17 protein-coding genes are annotated in these 20,702 nt (G+C 56.8%); 11 read left to right on the top strand and 6 right to left on the bottom strand.

Translation table 11 applies throughout. From position 1 onward, the window contains the following. Positions 1 to 86: 86 nt before the first annotated feature. Positions 87 to 752 carry an SDR family NAD(P)-dependent oxidoreductase gene (locus tag ACR0J2_RS20190; RefSeq protein WP_480813635.1) on the top strand — a complete coding sequence of 222 codons (666 nt, stop codon included), beginning with the start codon at positions 87 to 89 and terminating at the stop codon, positions 750 to 752. A gap of 7 nt (positions 753 to 759) precedes the next feature. Here ACR0J2_RS20190 and ACR0J2_RS20185 read toward each other — a convergent pair whose 3' ends face one another. Continuing rightward, complete coding sequence (locus tag ACR0J2_RS20185; RefSeq protein WP_480813634.1) at positions 760 to 2,232, bottom strand: MORN repeat-containing protein; 1,473 nt, start codon at positions 2,230 to 2,232, stop codon at positions 760 to 762. Positions 2,233 to 2,388: 156 nt separating this feature from the next. Here ACR0J2_RS20185 and ACR0J2_RS20180 point away from each other — a divergent pair, with 156 nt between their 5' ends. The 4 genes from ACR0J2_RS20180 (at position 2,389) to amaB (ending at position 7,582) form a co-directional block, all read left to right on the top strand. Further along, positions 2,389 to 4,047 (top strand): NAD+ synthase, encoded by a 1,659-nt coding sequence (locus tag ACR0J2_RS20180; RefSeq protein ID WP_480813633.1) that lies wholly within the window; start codon positions 2,389 to 2,391, stop codon positions 4,045 to 4,047. 301 nt (positions 4,048 to 4,348) lie between these two features. Beyond that, the gene (locus ACR0J2_RS20175; protein WP_170615745.1) at positions 4,349 to 4,624 is read left to right on the top strand and encodes a hypothetical protein; all 276 of its coding nucleotides are present in this window, start codon (positions 4,349 to 4,351) and stop codon (positions 4,622 to 4,624) included. 336 nt (positions 4,625 to 4,960) lie between these two features. After that, positions 4,961 to 6,067 (top strand): saccharopine dehydrogenase NADP-binding domain-containing protein, encoded by a 1,107-nt coding sequence (locus tag ACR0J2_RS20170; RefSeq protein WP_170805735.1) that lies wholly within the window; start codon positions 4,961 to 4,963, stop codon positions 6,065 to 6,067. Between the two features lie 18 nt (positions 6,068 to 6,085). Beyond that, positions 6,086 to 7,582 (top strand): L-piperidine-6-carboxylate dehydrogenase, encoded by a 1,497-nt coding sequence (gene amaB, locus ACR0J2_RS20165; RefSeq protein WP_480813632.1) that lies wholly within the window; start codon positions 6,086 to 6,088, stop codon positions 7,580 to 7,582. 148 nt (positions 7,583 to 7,730) lie between these two features. Here amaB and ACR0J2_RS20160 read toward each other — a convergent pair whose 3' ends face one another. Continuing rightward, the gene (locus ACR0J2_RS20160; RefSeq protein WP_170615779.1) at positions 7,731 to 8,930 is read right to left on the bottom strand and encodes an ROK family transcriptional regulator; all 1,200 of its coding nucleotides are present in this window, start codon (positions 8,928 to 8,930) and stop codon (positions 7,731 to 7,733) included. A gap of 186 nt (positions 8,931 to 9,116) precedes the next feature. Between ACR0J2_RS20160 and ACR0J2_RS20155 the strand changes: the two genes are divergently transcribed. From ACR0J2_RS20155 to ACR0J2_RS20140, 4 genes are all read left to right on the top strand, one after another. After that, on the top strand, positions 9,117 to 10,136 hold the full coding sequence (locus ACR0J2_RS20155) for a sugar ABC transporter substrate-binding protein (RefSeq protein ID WP_170615751.1): 1,020 nt from the start codon (positions 9,117 to 9,119) through the stop codon (positions 10,134 to 10,136). 117 nt (positions 10,137 to 10,253) lie between these two features. Then, positions 10,254 to 11,324: an ABC transporter permease gene (locus ACR0J2_RS20150; RefSeq protein ID WP_480813631.1), complete on the top strand. Its 1,071-nt coding sequence runs from the start codon at positions 10,254 to 10,256 to the stop codon at positions 11,322 to 11,324. Beyond that, positions 11,300 to 12,106: an ATP-binding cassette domain-containing protein gene (locus ACR0J2_RS20145; RefSeq protein ID WP_480813630.1), complete on the top strand. Its 807-nt coding sequence runs from the start codon at positions 11,300 to 11,302 to the stop codon at positions 12,104 to 12,106. The genes ACR0J2_RS20150 and ACR0J2_RS20145 overlap by 25 nt, the downstream gene beginning before the upstream one ends. Continuing rightward, positions 12,103 to 12,774: a nucleoside triphosphate hydrolase gene (locus tag ACR0J2_RS20140; RefSeq protein WP_480813629.1), complete on the top strand. Its 672-nt coding sequence runs from the start codon at positions 12,103 to 12,105 to the stop codon at positions 12,772 to 12,774. Before ACR0J2_RS20145 ends, ACR0J2_RS20140 begins: the two co-directional genes overlap by 4 nt. A gap of 35 nt (positions 12,775 to 12,809) precedes the next feature. Here ACR0J2_RS20140 and ACR0J2_RS20135 read toward each other — a convergent pair whose 3' ends face one another. From ACR0J2_RS20135 to ACR0J2_RS20125, 3 genes are all read right to left on the bottom strand, one after another. Beyond that, entirely contained in the window at positions 12,810 to 13,778 is a 969-nt protein-coding gene (locus ACR0J2_RS20135; RefSeq protein WP_480813728.1) for a metallophosphoesterase family protein, read from the bottom strand. A gap of 581 nt (positions 13,779 to 14,359) precedes the next feature. After that, complete coding sequence (locus ACR0J2_RS20130) at positions 14,360 to 14,749, bottom strand: ectoine synthase (RefSeq protein ID WP_170805731.1); 390 nt, start codon at positions 14,747 to 14,749, stop codon at positions 14,360 to 14,362. An 18-nt stretch (positions 14,750 to 14,767) separates the two neighbouring features. Continuing rightward, positions 14,768 to 15,517, bottom strand: coding sequence for an SDR family oxidoreductase (locus ACR0J2_RS20125; RefSeq protein WP_170805730.1), 750 nt, complete (start codon positions 15,515 to 15,517; stop codon positions 14,768 to 14,770). Between the two features lie 109 nt (positions 15,518 to 15,626). Between ACR0J2_RS20125 and ACR0J2_RS20120 the strand changes: the two genes are divergently transcribed. Then, a complete protein-coding gene (locus ACR0J2_RS20120) occupies positions 15,627 to 16,508 on the top strand; it encodes a LysR substrate-binding domain-containing protein (RefSeq protein ID WP_480813628.1) in 882 nt (293 codons plus the stop codon). Between the two features lie 561 nt (positions 16,509 to 17,069). After that, positions 17,070 to 18,770, top strand: coding sequence for an aspartate-alanine antiporter (gene aspT, locus ACR0J2_RS20115; protein ID WP_480813627.1), 1,701 nt, complete (start codon positions 17,070 to 17,072; stop codon positions 18,768 to 18,770). A gap of 119 nt (positions 18,771 to 18,889) precedes the next feature. Here the strand turns inward: aspT and ACR0J2_RS20110 are convergent, their stop codons facing one another. Next, positions 18,890 to 20,521: a bifunctional aspartate transaminase/aspartate 4-decarboxylase gene (locus tag ACR0J2_RS20110; protein ID WP_480813626.1), complete on the bottom strand. Its 1,632-nt coding sequence runs from the start codon at positions 20,519 to 20,521 to the stop codon at positions 18,890 to 18,892. Positions 20,522 to 20,702: the final 181 nt, after the last annotated feature.

Here is a 20,702-nt window from a genome sequence, read left to right as displayed (position 1 = left end):
AAAGAACCAATTTGCGATCCTCTGTCCGGACCCGGCCTTTTCAGCCGGGCATTGATTCAGACGGGTATCCTTCTAGGTTGGCGCACATGAAATCAGCATTGATCATCGGCTCAAGCGGAGGAATTGGACGCGCCATTTGCAGGCAGCTGGACCTGCAACAGGTCAGCGTGACCGGGTTGTCCCGCTCGGCCGATGGATTTGACATGACGAAACCCGTCGCGGTTCACTCCGCGCTGGACAAGCTTCAGGGCCCGTTTGATCTGGTTCTGGTCGCCACTGGCGCGCTTGAGATCGATGGCCACGGGCCGGAAAAGACCATCCGGTCGCTGTCTTCAACGGCGATGATGGACCAGTTCGCGTTGAACGCGGTTGGGCCAGCCCTTGTGCTTAGCCACGCAAATCGGTTGCTGCCTCGGGATCGGCGTTCGGTTTTTGCCATCCTGTCCGCGCGCGTCGGTTCCATCGGGGACAACCGGCTTGGGGGATGGATCAGCTACCGCGCCGCAAAGGCAGCGGTCAATCAGATCACGCGCACCGCTGCAATTGAACTGGAACGCACACATGCACAGGCGATTTGCGTGGCGCTGCACCCCGGTACGGTCAAAACCGAGTTTACGCGGAAATATCTGGGGAGGCACCCGGCAGTCGAACCGGATGAAGCTGCCCGCAATCTGCTGTCCGTCATCGAAGGATTAATGCCTGCGGATAGCGGCGGCTTTTTTGACTGGGCCGGTGAACGGATACCCTGGTAGGTAAGGGTCACCCATCCGAAGCGGCCGGTTCCTCTGCGTTTTCCTGCGTTGGTTCATCCGCATCCGTGGCGTCCTGGGATTCGTCAGCCTTTTCCGCCAGCGCACCATTTTCCCAGACACCGGTTTCTTCCAGACCGTTGGCATATTTCATGGTGCCGTTGCCTTGCCGTTTGTTGTCAACAAAGCTGCCTTCATAAACGTCGCCAGTCGCATAGGTGGCAATACCGTCACCACTGATCTTGCCGTCAATCCAGCCGCCCGTGTAGCTGAACCCGTTTGGCGCTGTGATCGTTCCTTCACCGTGGCGCTCACCGTTCCGGAAATCACCCTCGTAAACGGTGCCGTCGGCGAAACTGGCTTTGCCCTTGCCGTGCCGTTCGCCGTCAACCCATTCGCCCTCGTATCTGTAGCCGTTGGCAAATGTCAGAACGCCCTGGCCATGGCTGCGGGCATTCTTGAATTGTCCGGTGTAGACGACGCCGCTGGGATAGGTCGCCTTGCCGTTGCCTTCGAACACGCCGGCGATCCAATCGCCTTCGTAGATCGTACCGTCCGCAAAAGTGTTCATACCCTTGCCGTGCGGCAGGTCAGCCTGAAAGTCCCCGACATAGGTTGATCCATCCGGATAGATCAACTCACCAAATCCCTCAATCTGGCCTTCGGACCACTCGCCGTTATAGTCGAACCCGTCCGCGCCGAGAAACCGGCCTTTGCCGTGGCGGCGATCATCCACATAGTCGCCTTCATATGTCGCGCCATTCTTGTAGGTCGCCTTGCCTTTGCCTTCACGCCGACCTTCGACCATGTCCCCTTCGTAGACATCGCCGTTGGCCTGGGTGAGACGGCCCTTGCCGGTGATCAGATCCTGTGACCAGTCCCCCGTATAGATCATCCCGTCAGAAAGCGTCAGCGTACCCTGGCCATGACGCAGCCCGTTTTCGATATCGCCTTCATAGATGCCGCCTTCGGCGTAAGTTATCTGGCCTTTGCCCTGCTTCACGCCGTCGACCCAATCACCGTCATAGACATAGCCGGCAGGATCCTTGATCATGCCCTTGCCGTGATGGCGGTCATCCTTGAACTCGCCTTCATACCGCATTCCGTTTGCGTATTCGGCGATACCTGTCCCGTTGATGGATCCGCCGGCCCAATCGCCTTCGTAGCTGCCGCCATCGGCAAAAACGATCTTGCCGCGCCCCTCGGGCTGGCCTTTTGCAAACATCCCTTCATAGACCGAGCCATTGGCGTAGCGCGCGATGCCCTTGCCCTTGATCTCGCCTTCGAACCATTCACCGGAATACTCGAAGCCGTCAGGCAGGCGATACGTGCCGGTCCCATGACGTAGCCCGTTTTCAAACGTGCCCTCGTACACGCCGCCAACCTCGTCATCGGCAATGATGACTTCGTCACCCTGCGCGGCCACGTTGACCGCCGTCAGGGCCAAAAGTGAAACGGCTATAGATATGCGAAACAAGTTCATGGGTTTTCACGCCTGGCCGGTCATGCTTTGAATGCGTTCTGTTGCGCAAAACTAAGGCACCACTCAGGGCAGGGCAACGGCTTTTGCCGCATTTGTCTTTTCCTCACGGTGCGATCTGGTAAATGGCAATAGGACAGTCGAGGGCAAGAGGGCAGTATGGCCGACCGTTTCCGCATCACTCTGGCGCAACTCAACCCCGTTGTCGGGGATATCGACGGCAATGCTGACAAAGCCCTTGCCGCCTGGGCACAGGGGCGCGATGCCAAGGCCGATCTGGTGGCGTTGCCCGAAATGTTCATCACCGGGTACAACACGCAGGATCTGATCCTGAAGCCGGTGTTTCACCAAGCGGCCATGGCTGCGGTCGAATCGCTTGCTGAACGCTGCGCCGATGGGCCGGCGCTGGCAATTGGCGGTCCGTGGGTCGAGGATGGCAAACTGTTCAACGCCTATCTGATCCTCAAGGGTGGGCGGATTTCCAGCAAAGTCCTGAAACATCACCTGCCCAATGAAACGGTTTTCGACGAAGTCCGCCTTTATGACGCCGGACCGCTGGGTGGCCCCTATTCGGTGGGTAACACCCGCATCGGCAGCCCGATTTGCGAAGACAGCTGGCACGAGGATGTAACCGAAACGCTGGCAGAAACCGGCGCCGAGTTTTTGCTGATCCCCAACGGATCACCGTATTTCCGCGACAAATACGACATACGCCTGAACCACATGGTGGCGCGCGTTGTCGAAACCGGACTGCCGCTGATCTACCTCAACATGGTGGGCGGTCAGGACGACCAGGTTTTTGACGGCGGAACATTCGGCCTGAACCCCGGTGGAGAGCTGGCGTTCCGGATGCCCGTGTTTGATGAAGCGATCACACATATCGATCTGGAACGTGGCGAAGATGGCTGGCGCATTGCGCCGGCAGAAATCGTCCCGCAACCGGATGAATGGGAACAGGATTATCGCGCAATGGTTCAGTCCTTGCGCGATTACATGGGGAAAACCGGGTTCGGCAAAGCCCTGCTTGGTCTGTCAGGCGGCATCGATTCCGCGCTGGTGGCGGCAATAGCGGTGGATGCGCTCGGGTCGGAAAACGTGCGCTGCGTGATGTTGCCGTCGGAATATACCAGCCAGGCCTCGCTGGACGACGCCGAGGCCGTCGCAAGGGCGTTGGGCGTACACTACGATTTTGTTCCGATCTCGGAAAGCCGCGCCGCTGTCACCAATTCGCTCGCCTCATTGTTTGAAGGTCGAAACGAAGACCTGACCGAAGAGAATGTTCAGTCTCGCCTGCGTGGACTTCTGCTGATGGCGATTTCGAATAAGTTTGGCGAGATTCTGCTGACAACCGGCAACAAATCCGAGGTCGCGGTGGGATATGCCACCATTTATGGCGACATGAACGGCGGTTACAATCCGATCAAGGATCTGTACAAGACCCGCGTGTTCGAGACCTGCCGCTGGCGCAATGCCAATCATCGCGACTGGATGATGGGACCGGCGGGTGAGGTCATCCGCCCGTCAGTTATCGACAAGCCCCCAAGCGCAGAGCTGCGCGAGGACCAGAAGGACAGTGACAGCCTGCCCGACTATCCGGTTCTGGATGCCATCCTGGAAATCCTGGTCGACCAGGACGGCTCGATCGCCGATTGCGTGGCGGCAGGTTTTGACGAGGCCGAGGCCCGTCGGGTCGAACATCTGATCTACATCAGCGAATACAAGCGGTTTCAGTCTGCGCCGGGAACAAGGCTGACCAAACGCGCCTTCTGGTTGGATCGCCGGTATCCCATCGTGAATCGGTGGCGTGACACCGATTGAGTATCGGAACTGATCGTCGCGATTATGGGCAGAATACGTTCCCATAATTGAGCAAAGGGAAACAGTTCCATCAAAAATCGTCCCTTTGTTTGCTAAGCTGGTCAGTTTGAACGGTTTTTTGCCGTCCGTTGCCGCTGCAGGCTTGTCCGATTGACAATGTTTTGCCACATTTAAGCTGCAATGCCGCCGCATGTGGGGCGAGTGTGACGCATTCCTAGCATAACAAGTTTTCAGGCGATGTGTTGGATTCAAGTGTGGCGCATTGATCTGCGAATGTCTGAGTTAACGGTTTGGTGTTACAATGCATGAGGAATATGAAAGGCCGTATTACCCGTATCTGCGTCTAAGGACGATGGAGTCCCCGGCGCAGGAATTGGACGAGGCCGAGTTGGAGGCCGCAATTGCCGCGGTCATGTGTGAGGAACTCTCGCAAAGCACTCCGTCGCTTCAAACAGTACGCTCCGAGTTTCCGGTGCTGGCTTCGGCTGAAGAGATTTCGGAGCAGGCTGAACCTCAGCCAACCGGCCTGACGGCGACACTTCGCCAGAAGTGGGCCGAGTTTTCGGGCGCGGCGTAGTTCAGCTCATAGCTTTTCGCTGGAAATTTAGATCGCATTGCTTTCAATTGCGGCTCGAGTTTGAGGGCGCAATTGAAACTTGCTGCGCCACGCCCACGGATCGCCCCTGATACACCGCGCCCAGAAGGCCTTCGGCTTTTTGAGCCGTTCGTGATTTCAACGTCATGTCAATTTGCAACCCTCGTTACGTGCCAAGGTGCTTTGCAACCGACCTACCGAACTGACAAAAATTCCGTCATTTTGACGTCTTCTAGGTGCAATTCGTCAGATTGGTCCCTATGAAGCGTAACCCCTTTCAGCCATTTTCCACGCAAGACAGTTTTTGTGGAGAAACTGATGTCCTGGAATATTTGTGTCATCGGGGCCGGCAAGATCGGGCAGATGATCGCGACGCTTTTGAAAGGGTCGCCGAATTACAGTGTTACGGTTGCGGATCATGACCTGAAAGCCTTGGGCGATATCGCGAAAATGGGCGTTGGCACCAAACAGATCGACGCCACTGACGCGGACGGCATGGCCAAAGAGCTAACGGGATTTGATGCCGTCATTTCGGCAGCACCGTTCTTTCTGACCCCGACCATTGCCAAGGCAGCCAAGGCTGCGGGCGCGCATTATTTCGACCTGACCGAAGATGTCGCCGCAACCCAGGCGGTGCGCGAGCTTGCCGAGGGCAGCGAGACGGCGTTCATGCCGCAATGCGGCCTGGCACCCGGCTTTGTCGGGATTGCCGGCGCTTCACTGGCGGCGGAGTTTGACGAGATCGACAGCCTGCATATGCGGGTGGGCGCATTGCCGCTGTATCCGACGAATGCGCTGAAATACAATCTGACCTGGTCAACCGACGGGCTGATCAACGAATACTGCAACCCGTGCGATGCCATCGTGAACGGCAAGCTGGTCAAGACTGCACCGCTGGAAGATTACGAGGTTCTGGGCCATGACGGCGTGGAATACGAGTGCTTCAACACTTCCGGTGGCTTGGGCACTTTGCCGGAAACGCTGGAAGGCAAGGCGCGGGCCGTGTCCTATCGCTCGATCCGCTATCCGGGCCATTGCGACATTCTGAAACTGCTCCTGAACGATCTTGGACTGGAACGCCGCCGCGATCTGCTGAAAGAGATTTTCGAGGCCGCATTGCCCCGCACCGACCAGGACGTCGTTCTGGTTTACTGCACCGCCAAGGGCAGGATTGACGGTGTGCTGCGCGAGAAGTCCCTGATCAACAAGTCCTTTGCCCGCACCATCAACGGACAGGTCTGGAGCGCCATTCAGGTCACCACCGCCGCAGGTGTTCTGGGCGTGGTTGACCTGATGCGCATTGGCGCACTGCCCGCGAAGGGGTTTGTCCGGCAGGAACAGGTCAAGCTTGATGACTTCCTCAACACCGAATTCGGCCAGCTTTATCGCGCTGGTGACGTCACCAAACAGAACAAGGCAGCCTGAGATATGAAAGACATTGTGATGACAGCCCAAACCACGCTTGCGAATTTGGATCTGACCGAGGCCGAACTGAACGGCGGCACGCTCAAGGTGACGTCTCCGATCGATGGCAGCCTGCTGGCACAAGTGCACGAGACACCGGTTGCGGAGATGGACGCTGTCTTTGCCCGCGCGCAATCGGCTTTCAAAGCCTGGCGTGTCGTTCCGGCACCGCGCCGCGGCGAGTTGATCCGCCTGCTGGGCGAAGAACTGCGGGCCGCCAAGGATGATCTGGGCGCTCTGGTCAGCTGGGAAGCTGGCAAGATCACCTCAGAAGGTCTGGGCGAAGTGCAGGAGATGATCGATATCTGCGACTTCGCTGTCGGCCTGTCGCGTCAGCTTTATGGTCTGACCATCGCCTCGGAACGCCCCGGCCACCGGATGATGGAGACCTGGCACCCGGCCGGTCCGGTCGGCGTGATCTCGGCCTTCAACTTCCCGGTCGCGGTCTGGTCCTGGAACGCGGCGCTGGCCCTGGTCTGTGGCGATCCGGTGATCTGGAAGCCGTCCGAGAAGACGCCGCTGACCGCCATGGCCTGCCAGAAGATTTTCGAACGCGCGCTGGCCCGGTTCGGCGATGCGCCTGACGGCCTGCTGCAAACCCTGATCGGAGGCGCCGCGCTGGGTGAAGCGCTGGTGGCCAGCGAGGACGTTCCGGTGATCTCGGCCACAGGTTCGACCCGCATGGGCCGCGCGGTGGCCCCCATCGTGGCGCAACGTTTCGGCAAGTGCATTCTGGAGCTGGGCGGAAACAACGCAATGATCGTTGGCCCTTCGGCCGATCTGGAAATGGCGGTTCGTGCCATCGTGTTCTCTGCTGTTGGCACCGCCGGTCAGCGCTGCACCACCCTGCGTCGCCTGATCGCGCACAACTCGATCCGCGAGGAACTGGTGAGCCGTCTGAAGAAGGCCTATGCCGGTCTTCCCATCGGCAATCCGCTGGCCGAAGGCACCCTGGTCGGCCCGCTGGTGGATGAAGCCTCGGGCGCGGCCATGACCGCAGCGTTGGAGGCCGCAAAAGCCGAGGGCGGAACTGTCTTTGGCGGTAATCGGGTGACCGAAAAAGTGCCGGCCGGCGTCTACATGGAACCTGCTATCGTCGAAATGCCCGGTCAAAGCGCGGTGGTGAAGACCGAAACCTTTGCGCCGATCCTTTATGTCATGGGATATGACGACTTTGCCGAAGCGCTGGACATTCAGAATGATGTGCCGCAGGGCCTGTCATCCTGCGTGTTCACCCTGAACATGCGCGAGGCCGAGCAATTCCTGACTGCGGCAGGATCGGATTGTGGCATCGCCAATGTCAACATCGGACCGTCCGGCGCCGAGATTGGTGGCGCGTTTGGCGGTGAAAAAGAAACCGGCGGCGGGCGCGAAAGTGGCTCGGATGCCTGGAAGGCATACATGCGCCGCCAGACCAACACCGTGAACTACTCGGCCGAACTGCCGCTGGCGCAGGGCGTCAAGTTCGACATTTAGGCTTTCGTCAATTGAGATTGGCCGATCAGCCGTTCTGACAGGTCAAAGATACAAAACTGAAATTCCCCCGGGTGCAGATGCTTGGGGGAATTTTGTTTCGAATGGGTTTTGCGAGCTTCTGCTCCAATATGCCTGTAATGCGCTTCCGCTACATTCCGGAAAGCCCCGCATTGGTGTTCAACAGAAACTGGCGAAAGATCGGACTGCTCGCCGCGCCTATGCCGCGCGCGTTTTCCCCGACCGCTGCACTTTCAACGACCGGCGGGATCAACCCCCGCTTGTCCTGGTTGGCCAGATAGCGACGCACTCTTGAAACCAGTTCTTCCCTGACCTCCGGCGGGAATGCCCCATCTATGAAGATTGCCTCGAAATCAATGACAGCACAGATCGAAAGCGCGGCTTTGGCCAATTCCTGAGCTGTTGTGCCAATCCACGGCTCAACATACCGGGAAATGCTGCTCCAATCCTGCGGCTTCTTCCAGAGAATGCCCGGATCGACGCCCGCTTCGACCAGCCTGTCCTCAAGCAAAAACAGCGAGGCTGTGTCGATCAGCTGCTGGCTTTCGCCCAGGGGGCCGGTGGTGCGCATCGCGCCCAGGGCCCCGGCGTTGCCCTGGTTGCCCTCGAACACCGTGCCATTCAAAGCGACCCCGCCGCCGATCATCGAGCCGATGAAAAAGTAGAAATAGTCGCGGTATTCCGCGCCGCGACCGTAGAGATGTTCGGCGTGACACGCTGCTGTCGCATCGTTGACGACAAAAACAGGCAAACTGCTGAACCTGGCCACCTCGCTAAAGAAGTTTACGTTCTTCCAGGACCGGAACTGTTTGGCCGCCAGCCCCGTCAGGTCGTGCCACTTCCAAAGCTCGAATGGGGTGCCAATTCCAATCCCGCAAACGCGATCCCGAAGTTTCCGGGGCTCATGCGCCAAAAGCGTTTCCAGGCCAGCCTCCAGAAATCCGAATACGGCTTCTGGCAGCGGGTAGTCATAAGTGGTGGAAAGCTGGCGGCGCGGCTTGCCTGTAAAGTCGATCAAAAGCAGGTCTGCACTGCGCCGCCCAATCTTCATGCCGACCGAAAGGATGCCTTCCGGGTTCAACTCCATCGGGACCGAAGGCTTGCCAACTTTCCCACGTAAAGGGGTTCCACGTTTGAGAATCTCATCCTTTTCAAGTTTGCGCAGGATGATTGAAACGGTCTGAGGAGAAAGGCCGGTCAACCGGGCAACATCCGCACCCGCTGCCGGTCCATGGCGTTGTAAAACCGTCAAAATCAGGCGCTCGTTATGATCGCGAACACCGCTTTGACTTACCCCGCCGGTCAGCATTTTAAGTGCTTCTTTCTCCATAATCCCGAACATAACCACCTTGTTTTCTTATGAAAAGATATCTGATCGAATTAATAAATAAACTTTATTTACTTATTGACATCGAGGCTCGAATCGCGGTTTGTTGAATACGACCTGCATTGGAGGATGGAGGTAGGTCTCGCTGGCGCGCCATGCGGGACGACGATGATTTTATGGGAGGACAACATGAGAAATTTACTCAAGCTTGCCGCATCGGCGACTGCACTCACACTGGCTGCCGCATCAGCGCAAGCGGCCGGTGAGACCGTGTGCCTGATCACCAAGACTGACACCAATCCATTTTTTGTAAAAATGAAGGAGGGTGCGACCGCGAAGGCGGAAGAGCTTGGCATGACCCTGAAGGCTTTTGCCGGTAAAATCGACGGCGACCACGAAACTCAGGTCCAGGCGATTGAAACCTGCATCCTCGATGGTGCCAAGGGCATTCTGCTGACGGCGTCTGACACAAGTTCGATTGTCCCCGCGGTTCAGCAGGCTCGGGACGCTGGTGTTCTTGTGATCGCATTGGATACGCCGCTCAGCCCGATTGACTCGGCAGACGCGACATTTGCGACAGATAACTACAAGGCAGGTCTGCTGATCGGGCAATGGGCGAAGGCCAAAATGGGTGATGCAGCAGCGGACGCCAAAATCGCGACGCTTGATCTGAATGTCAGCCAGCCGACCGTGGACGTTCTGCGCAATCAGGGCTTCCTCGACGGGTTCGGAGTGGAATTGGCGGATCCAAATGTTATCGGCGATGAAACAGACGCACGGCTGGTCGGCAGCGACGTGACCGACGGAAACGAAGAAGGTGGACGCCGGGCCATGGAAAACCTTCTGGCCAAGGATTCAACGATCAACGTGGTTCACACGATCAATGAACCGGCGGCGGCCGGTGCCTATGAGGCTCTGAAATCCATCGGGCGTGAAAACGACGTGTTGATCGTTTCAGTCGATGGCGGCTGCCCCGGCGTACAAAACGTTGAGGCCGGAGTGATTGGCGCCACAAGCCAGCAATACCCCCTGCTGATGGCGTCGCTTGGCGTTGAGGCCGTGAAGAAATGGGCCGACGAGGGCGTGAAGCCAGAAAACACACCCGGTAAAGACTTCTACGATACCGGCGTTGCGCTGATTACCGATCAGCCCGTTGATGGTGTGGAATCGATTTCGGTCGCTGAAGGCTTGGAGCTCTGCTGGGGCTAAGCGCAGGCCTGTTGGATGAGGCGCGCCGAAGCGCCTCATCATTCCTTTCGCCAGCAAACCGAAACTTCCTGTACACTAATCTCGTGGGCGGCATAACGCCCACGAAAAGGGGGAGATATGTCCGAAGCAAACCAAAGCGCCCAGGGATTTGAATCCGCAGCCAGCAAAACAGAAACTGTTGCGACTTTTGAGGATAATCGCCACGGCGTTCTGGGGAAGTTGCAGCATCTTCTGCATGTTAACCCGTCCTTTGTGCCGCTAATCGTCCTGGTCGGTGCGATTTTGATTTTCGGACTGCTTTTGGGCTCAAAGTTCTTTTCGCCCTTCGCGATGACCCTGATCCTTCAACAGGTGCAGATCGTCGGCATCGTGGCCGCAGCGCAAAGTCTGGTCATTCTGACCGCGGGCATCGATCTGAGCGTCGGCGCGATCATGGTATTTTCTTCTGTCATCATGGGGCAGTTTTCCTTCCGATACGGCATTCCGGTACCAATTGCCGTTATGTGCGGATTGGCCGCCGGAACCATGATCGGAGCGCTCAATGGCTGGCTTGTCAGTCGCGTCAAGCTTCCCCCCTTCATCGTCACACTTGGAATGTGGCAGATCGTTCTGGCCACAAATTTCCTGTATTCCGCGAACGAAACCATTCGCAGTCAGGACATCGAGGCAAACGCCCCCTTCCTTCAGTTCTTCGGCACCAAGTTCAGCATCGGTGGAGCAACCTTCACCGTTGGCGTCATATTCATGCTCGTGCTGATCTTTGTGTTGGCCTACGCGCTCAAACACACGGCCTGGGGCCGACATGTCTACGCAGTGGGGGACGATCCAGAAGCCGCAGAACTGTCAGGGGTCAATGTTCACAGAACATTGATGTCGGTCTACATGTTGTCCGGTCTGATCTGTGCATTCGCTGGCTGGGCTCTGATCGGGCGTATCGGATCGGTCTCGCCGACATCCGGGCAATTGGCCAACATCGAAAGCATCACCGCGGTTGTGATCGGGGGTATCTCGCTTTTCGGGGGGCGCGGTTCAATTCTGGGATCCCTGTTTGGTGCCCTGATCGTCGGCGTCTTCACGCTTGGCCTCAGGCTACTGGGCGCGGACGCGCAGTGGACCTTCCTGCTTATCGGACTTCTCATCATCGCGGCGGTCGCGGTTGACCAATGGATCAGAAAGGTATCGGGCTGATGTCAGACACAACTCCAGTCGTCCAGGGCCGCGGGATCGTAAAACGCTATGGCCATGTAACCGCCATCGACCATTCCGATTTTGAGCTGCGTCAGGGCGAAATCCTGGCGGTCATCGGGGATAACGGCGCGGGCAAATCATCCATCGTCAAAGCAATCTGCGGCGCCACGATCCCGGATGAGGGCGAAATTCTGATTGAGGGGAAGAAGGTCAACTTCACCTCTCCGATTGACGCGAGGAACATGGGGATCGAGATCGTCTATCAGCAGCTTGCGATGTCCCCTGCCCTTTCGATTGCGGATAACATGTTCATGGGCCGCGAGATCCGCAAACAGGGCTTCATGGGAAAATACCTGCGCCAGCTCGACCGGCCAGCCATGGAGAAGTTCGCGCGTGACAAGCTGACCGAGCTTGGTTTGATGACCGTTCAATCGATCAATCAGGCAGTCGAAACCCTGTCCGGAGGCCAGCGCCAGGGCGTGGCCGTTGCCCGTGCCGCTGCGTTTGCGACCAAGTTCATCATCATGGACGAACCAACAGCCGCACTGGGCGTGAAAGAAAGCCGCAAGGTGCTTGAACTCATCCAGGATGTTCGGGCGCGGGGCATTCCGATCATCCTAATCAGCCACAATATGCCCCATGTCTTCGAAGTCGCCGATCGTATTCACGTACACAGGTTGGGCAAACGGCTCTGCACAATCGATCCCAAGGACTACACGATGTCCGACGCTGTGGCTTTCATGACCGGCGCCAAGGAACCCCCGAAAGAGGACGCCGCGTGATCGAGCAGGACGTAAAACACGTTTGCGACCTGATCGCCGCCCGACGGCAGGCCGGTGCCCGGATGATTGTCGCAATCGCCGGCCCCCCTGCATCCGGAAAATCGACCCTGGCGGAGGCCGTCGTTCAATCGCTCAACACTGATCAGGGCTCGGGGATTCCACAGGCAACGCTGGTGCCCATGGACGGTTATCATCTGGACAACCGCGTCCTTGAAGCACGGGGACTACTGGCAAAAAAAGGTGCCCCGGAAACCTTCGATGCGGTTGGGTTCTGTAAGGCGATCAAGGGCCTGCAATCCGCGCAGCATGAAGTCTTTCACCCAAAGTTCGACAGACAGATGGATCTGGCGATTGCAAACGCGATTGCCGTTCATCCAGAAACTCCGATTGTCGTCGTTGAGGGGAACTACCTTCTGATGGACAGTGATCCCTGGAATGCATTGGCGGATGTCTTTGCTCTGACGGTTTTTGTCAGCCCGACATTGGAAGAACTCGAAAGCAGACTGCAACAACGGTGGATCAAACACGGCCTCGACCCCGTAACGGCACTGCAACGCGCAACCGGGAACGACCTGCCCAACGCCGAACTGGTTCTTGGAAAAAGTCGGAAGGCCGATCTGGTCCTAAATCAGAACTACACCGAATTCGGCGTGCGCTACGCGTTCTGAACCGGTGCGATGAGTAGTTGTGCCATCCGGTGACATCACTCGCAAGAAAGCGCGCGGCTTCTCAGGAGGCATCGATTTAGTGCGTTTCCTTTTGCGTCAATCGCCTCCATCGACCAACTGTCTCCAACCTCTCTGGTCAACATCAGGAAGCCGAAATCACTGTTGTTGACCACAAGGCTTGCCAGGCTTCCGGCGACTTCAACATTGGTCAAAGCACCTGTTGGCATTGGATCCAGCTGTGTCCCGCCGTTGCCGCTTATCCCCTGCACCGGCCCATCTGCCAAATCGATTGCCTGAAACGCGTGAATATGGCCAGACAGGACAAGGTTCAATGGTCCTGGCATGGCCTCGCCAAACGCCGCGCGCTGTGTGTCGTCGCCATCGATCAGTTCACCGAAGGCACGCATGTTTGCCCAAAGTGGGCGATGAGTGAGAAACCAGGTTTCGCCACTGATGTTTGCAAACATATCCTCGGCCATTCGACCATATTCGGGCAACAGATCGGGGCTGCTTTTTGGGGCAGGACCGGCGGACGAGTCGAATGCGATCAGATCAAACCCGTCGACAGAGGCTACCCAGGGTTCAGTCACAGCCGGACAATCATCCGGAACGAGACCAGGTGCAAAATACCGGAACCACCCTTTGTCGCCGCGCCCGCAACTTTCATGATTGCCTCTGACAAATATGAAGGGGGCAAGAGCGAACAGGGTTTCGGCCGGGTCCAACCAATCTGCAGACCAGGCCCGGAAATTGTCACCAAAAGGGGAACCACCGCACTTTTCCGGGTCTGGGCACTCACTTGACCGGTACAGGTAATCGCCAACGTGGATGATCAGATCCGGTGATCTGGATGCAATTTCTGCCGCGATCGATTCCAATGGCCAGGCAACCGGGTCATTGCAGGCCTGAGCCCTGCCGCCCCGAATGCGGCAGCCGGTATCTCCAATCACGACAATCCGCTGGACGCTTGGATTTAGAATTGGCAGCGCGTTTCCCTCAAGCATTATCTGTTGCGCCCTTTTTGGCGCGCGATGCTCGCAGACGATTTCCGGAAACTGGCTGTCTGGTATCGCCCTTTTGTTCATGGCGACCAAATGGCCATCGACTTGCAAGTTGGGGCAGTCAGGCGATGTAGAGGTTGCGCGTACAACAACTTCGTCATCGGGCCCAAGCTGGACCCAACGGTGCACTACATCAGCGACAGAAGACGCAGCGCCGAAACAAAACAAACACCATACCCAGAAAACGAGTGAACCGATCCTGACCAACACGCGGGCACCTCTTTCGAAGAATGTCACAAATCTACGATCGACCTTTCGAAAGTCCAGTGAATTGAAATCCGGTTGATGCTGGCCGGAAGGAGCAGCTGCAAAGCGGTATTAGGGTTGGTGACCAAGTCCAATAGCTGTCAACGAAGAGTTTAATCCTAATCAGGACAACTGATCTATAGAACTGGATGACTGCCGTGTCCGCGAAGCGGGCTCTCACAATGCTTCGGTTGATGGTCGCAATGACCCCTGAATGGACTATTGGCAATGCGCCCTTTCCCCGAGCTTGGAAACTTGGAAATAACTCACTGTGCGCGTCAGGATTCAATTGGCGCATAGCTTCCGTCCTCGCGATGAACCTCCCTCCCGGTGAGGGGCGGGTTGAAGACGCAGACGAGCCGGAGGTGACCGTCCAGAGCTTGTACCAGGTGTCTGTCGTTTTGATCCAAAGCGTATAGCGTGAAAGGTTCCAGTGCGTACCATTTCACTTCGCCAAATCGCCTGATCTGACCTCTGCCTTCGATACAGTAGCAGGCTTCCAGGTGATGGGTGTATTCAAGCTCGAGGACCGCATCCTTTTCGATGATTGTATCGGTCATCGAAAATCCCATGCCATCGGACGCGAGCAAAAGCCGTCTGCTGTTCCATCCCGGGCCGGTAATATCCCGCTCTGTCCCGACAATACCTTCGAGCGATCTTACGATCATGCCTTTACCTTCCCAAAGTCATCGAACCGCACGGTTCATCCCTCCATCCGACAGGATGTTCTGCCCGTTAATGTAACGCGCTCCTTCCGAGGCAAGGAAGACACAGGCTTGGCCGATCTCGGCGAATGTTGCCGGGCGTTGCGCGGGGATGGACCGTCTTGCAATATCGGACAGATTCACGTTCTCGCAAAAACCGGGCATCAGGTTGTTCATGTTGATGTTGTGGCGGGCATACCGATCTCCGAACAGCTTGGCGAAACTATGCAGCGCACCGCGCAGCATGCTCATCGGGTAGGGCGCGCGCGGTTCAACCGTGTTCATGGACGAGATGTTCACGAATGAACCGCCGCCTTGTTCAATCATGATCGGGGTCACAATGCGCGCCAGCTTGACCACGTTCAGAACATACATGTCGAGACTTTCGTGCCACAACTCATCCGGCAATTCCAGCAACGGCCCGTCGAATTCCGGATCAAAGCCAACCGTCTTGATTGCCTCTGGTACGCCGCCACCATGGCCCATGTTACTGACGACGGCATCGATCCTTCCGTACTTATCGAGTGTGGCGTCCACCATCGCTTGCAGATCATCGGTGTCGAGGACCGAACCCTGGCGTCCAATCCCGCCCAATTCCTCTGCCAGGTCTTTGGATCGCGTCGATGGGGACATCAGCGAGACCTTGTAGCCCGCTTTCGCCATCTCGACGGCGCACCCTTTTCCAATGCCCTGGCCAGTTCCAGTCATCAGGGCCACTCTGACACCAGTCATTTCACTTTCTCCGCTATGATTTTTCTGCCTTGTCCTGACTAGGATATGCGGGATCTAGCCTACAATAAAACGACTTTACGGCACATAGATGTGAGGTAAAGTCACAGTCATGGCGATCATCAGACATCTTCGTGCATTACAAGCCTTCGACGCAGCCGCATCACGCTTGAACATCAGCAAAGCAGCCGATGACCTTGGTGTGACGCATGGCGCGGTAAGCCGCCAGATCAAGCAACTTGAGCAATACTTGGATGTTCGGTTGCTGCGAAGACTGCCGGGCGGTGTCGAACTCACTGATGCAGGGTCACGTCTGCATCTGGCGACACAGGACTCATTCGCAACGTTGCAACAAGGGATTGGAGCGATTAAGCGTTCGAAAACACGGCGTTCGGTCACGGTATCGCTTTCGTCTTCCCTGGCGATCAAATGGCTTGTGCCGAGGCTTCCGGAATTCCGCAAGCGCCACCCCGGCATCTCCATTCGTCTGGATACCGATGATCAAATCATCGATTTCTTTGACAGCGAGGTCGATGTGGCCCTGCGGTATGGCGGCAACCCGCCGAGTGGGCTTTACCGCGAGCGCCTTTGGAAGGAACGCCTCGTCGTTGTTGCCGCGCCTTCCTTGGTGGCGGAAGGTCCGGTTGCCCCTGACACCATAATTCAGCTTCCACTTTTGCATGATCAGTTTCATCCGCACTGGGACACATGGGCGACACAGGCCGGAATACGCCACCCGGATGTTCAAGCGAAAAGTTCGGCTTTCCCAAATTCTGCCGTTTTGATTGCAGCTGCCATCGATGGGCAGGGTGCCATCCTTGTGCGCCAGATTCTGGTCGCTGATGACCTTGCGGCAGGTCGGCTGGTCTACCTCAATAGTGTCAGCGTTGAAGACGAGAACGCCCTGTGCTTCGTTTGCCGGGACGGCGACCAGCAGTCTCCTCCCGTCAGTACGCTACGCTCCTGGCTCACTGAGATCGGCTCGCCGCCGTGACCAAAGAACTAAGTGGACCGGGTATTCTGCGTGGCAGCCGAAATTTCTTCACCAAGACTTCTCGCATTAGGCTTTCGCGCCGCAGCCGCAAGGCGTTTTCCAAGGGCTGCCGGCTATTTGGATAACCACCAAACGCGGCCAAGACCCGCGCGGGACGAGCGGCAGAAACTCTGCAACGCGAATGATCACTTAAAAAGCAAATATCGGATCGGTCGATCCGCACCGGATCGCCGGACCTCGCCCCGGGTTTGGTCGAACGTATCTTGGTCCGGCAAGTGAGGGACGGCGTGCCGATCAAGTGGGGGCGGATCGACAGTGACAATAATCTGGCTGGAAATGAACAAACCCGTCCTGAAGTGGCTCGTTTGGCGCAGAGTTCCCTACGAGAGGCTGCGAACACGCATTCGGTTTTGCCGATATGTCAGAATTTGACAGAACTCTCCCTCGATGCTTACCTGTCAGCGACATAGCGGTATGAGTTTAAATCTATTGTCTTTTCAATGTGCTGAGACGTCATGAGCAGTGCCGGCTCGAGCAGTGTAAAAGCCCAGGGGTTTGATGATGGAATTGATCACTGAACAACTACGCGCCTTTCCAATAATGGCGCTTTTTTTGTGTCTGGGTCTGGGATACGGAGTCGGAAAATTCCGGGTCGGCAAGTTTGAGCTGGGCGGCATCGCAGGCACTTTGCTTGTGGCGGTGTTTGTCGGTCAGATTGGCGGCATAAACCTGAGCGCGGATGTTCAGAACGTCTTTTTTTCATTGTTTATCTTCATGGTGGGCTACAACGGTGGCCCTCAGTTTTTCGCAGCATTGAACCGAACGGCGCTGACCAAGCTTCTGGCCGCCTTTATGATGACCTTGTGGGGATTGTTCTTTGTTGTCGTCGTGGCCAGACTGGCGGGACTGGACAAAGGATTGGCTGCGGGTCTGGCGGCTGGCGGTCTGACACAATCGGCCATTATCGGAACCGCAGGAAACGCTATCGATCTGCTGGGTCTGGCCTCGGATGAAGCCGAAAAGCTAAAGACGAACATCGCTGTGGGCTACTCGGTTACCTATATCTTCGGCTCAATCGGCCCAATTCTGGCCGTCAGTGTCATCCCGATCATTATGCGCGTTGATCTGCGACAAGAAGCTATCAAGCTGGCTCAGAAACTCAGCGGTGGTGGTCACAAGCTGGAAGAAGGCGAGTTCCTTCCTATGAACCGCTTTGAAGCCCGGGCGTACCAGGTGAACGCCGATGCGGACATAGTTGGAAAACCGGTTAAGGACATTGAGAGCGGTTACCAGGGCGACCTTGTGGTCGAACGGTTGCTGCAAAACGGTGCTCCCGTCGATCCAACGCCGCAGACGTCGGTCAACACCGGGGACGTCATCGTCGTCTCAGGCCTTGTCGCAACTCTCACTCAATTCGAAGGCACTGTCAGTGGTGAAATCGGAGAGTATCCGCCGGAACTGACAGTTGTGGAAGAGCGTCGCAACGTTGTGGTCACCAACCGCAAACTGACCGGCAAAACCCTTGCCGAATTGCGCGCGGCGCTTACAGCGGATCAGCGGCGCGGTGTCCATATCTCGAAAATCACCCGAATGGGCCATGATGTACCGGTTCTGCAAAACACCGAAATCCATGCGGGTGACGAGATCAGCATCGTCGGCCACAAGGACGATCTGAACCGGGTTTCGAAGCTTGCGGGATACGTGCCTCCGTCGGCCTCGGTCACGAATTTCGTGGCATTGGGGATCGGTGTGGCGATCGGTTATCTGATCGGCGAGATCAGCTTTAACATCGCAGGTACCAAAGTGGCACTGGGCTCGGGGCTAGGATGCCTGGTAACGGGGCTGATCATCGGCTATTTGCGCATCAGACGACCCAAGATTGGCGGCATTAATCGGGGTGCGGCGAATTTCCTTCAAAGTTTCGGATTGGCCGTTTTCGTGGGTGTCGTCGGCCTGAATGCCGGGCAACCTGCGCTGCAAGCGATTCAGGAATACGGCATCACCCTCCTGTTTCTGGGAATCCTGGTGACGCTGATGCCGATGATCGTACAGTTCCCGATCAACTATTTTGTCCTGCGCATCAAGAACCCGGTCGAGGCCTGCGCCGTTGTAACCGGTTCACGTTCGGGAAATCCGGGTTTTGCAACGCTGTTGGAAAAGACGGGCAATGCGACCCCAACGCCGGCCTTTACAATGACCTACGCCGTGGCAAACATCTTCCTGACCCTCTGGGGACCGCTGGTCGTGGCATTTGTTCCTTAGGTTGTCCCATAGGAACACTGCCCCAAGCGCAGCGGCCCATAGGTGATGGCTAGGCTGCAAAGTATCGTCAGGCAGGGAGATGGCCAAAGCTTTGCCCGCTCAGCTTCTTGCGCCCGCACCTAGCCGTGTAACGGCAACCCTTTCGACGCGCGGTACGCTTGCACATAGCCAACGGCCACGGCCCGGACCGCGCGACCAATCTGCCGATACGCGCTGTCGTCCAGGTTGGCAAAGGACACCCGCGCCGACCAGTTGGGGGCATCAAAACCCGATCCGTTCAGCAGAACAATCCCGTGATCCTGTGCCAGCTTGAAGGAAATATCTAGGGGGTGGACGTTGTCTTTGATCCAGGCAACCACCTCTTCGCCCACGTATTTCCGAAGCCAGAATTCGAAATCGATGATGCCGTAGTATTTGTCGAACAACGGGTTGTCGGGCACTTCAATGCCCAAGCCTTCGACCAACTCATCAAAACGGTGTTTCAAGATACCCCAGCAGAATTTCTGATAGCCTTTCTGTTCATCCATCAGTTCGACCAGCGAGAACAGTGTCATCATCACTTGCTGTGGCAATGACAGCCCCGCCGTGTGGTTCAGTGCCACATCGCGGCTGTCGGCCACAATGCGGTCGATAAACTTGAAGGACGAAGGATCCGGGGTCAGCGTCTCATACCGCGCGTTGACCACGGCCTTTGTCTCGGCCGGCGCCTCGGCAATCATCCTGTCGAAGATGTTGTTTTCGGCCACCAGGATTGCGCCAAGACGCCAACCGGTGCAGCCGAAGTACTTTGAAAAGGAATAGACCCCGATCGTGTTCTCGGGCAGATGCCCCATCACCGACTGGAAGTTCGGAACGAAAGTACCATAGACGTCGTCCGTTAGGATGATCAGATCCGGACGACGGGTTTTGACGAATTCGACCAACCGGGCCATGACCTCGGAACTGATCGCGACCGAAGACGGGTTGCCCGGATTGACCAGAAACAGCGCCTTGACCTTCGGATCGGCCAGTTGCTCGAGGTCGTCATCAGTCAGTTGGAAGTGATCTTTCTCGGCCGAGGATACATCCACGACATTCAGCCCATAGTCCTCGAGCACTGGCATTTCCAGATAAGGCGTGAATATCGGCGTGCCCAATGCGATGGTGTCACCAGCATTCAGCAGACGCTGGTTCTTGAGCGCCTTGAAGATGTAGCACATCGCAGCCGTGCCGCCCTCGACCGCGTAAATGTCGAATTTCGCGTCGGGCCGGTGACCGGCGCACATTGCCCACATCACGTATTCATGGACGATCGCCTCGTTATGCATCATGCACCGATCAGGCATCGGGTAGTGGTCACCGACAATGCCATCGGTCAGTTCCAAAACAAAATCGTCAGGGACAAAGCCGAACTTCTCAATCGCGAAGTCCACCACATCAACCAGAGTGTCAGCACCCGGAGGGCCATTCTTATCTATCGAATCCGCACAATACGTCTTGAGCCGGTCATAGCATCCATTCCCCTGCGGCATTCCGGCCAAACCGACCTGCTGTTCATTGCGATGGCGCTGCGCTTCGGTCATCGCGAATTGACCCAGAAGAAAAAACGCCTCGCGTGCCTGTGTTGCGATCCAGTTGGGGTTGCCACGTCCCGCATTCAGATAGGGAAGAGCCATCTGGCGCGACTCTTTCTGTGCCAGCTTGATGAGTTCGTCTTTGATTTGGAAAGGACTTAGATTTTCGTACTTATGCAGGTCCAGCGTATCTGGCATGGCATCAAACCCTTTGTTTATAATGTCGGAAATATTCAACAGGATCGTACGCAATGAGTTGTGCCTGTGTAAACAATGCTGTCGCGTGCGGATTGAGTTGGAGGGTGCCTTGGCGGCGCTGATAGGGTTGGTCCAGAACGACAAAAGCCGCCTTGCGGCGGCTGGTTCGGTAAAAGTGGTT

Source organism: Ruegeria sp. CG4 (assembly GCF_056537185.1).
Note: the sequence above shows the minus strand (reverse complement) of the source record. Positions and strands in the feature narration are given on the sequence as shown.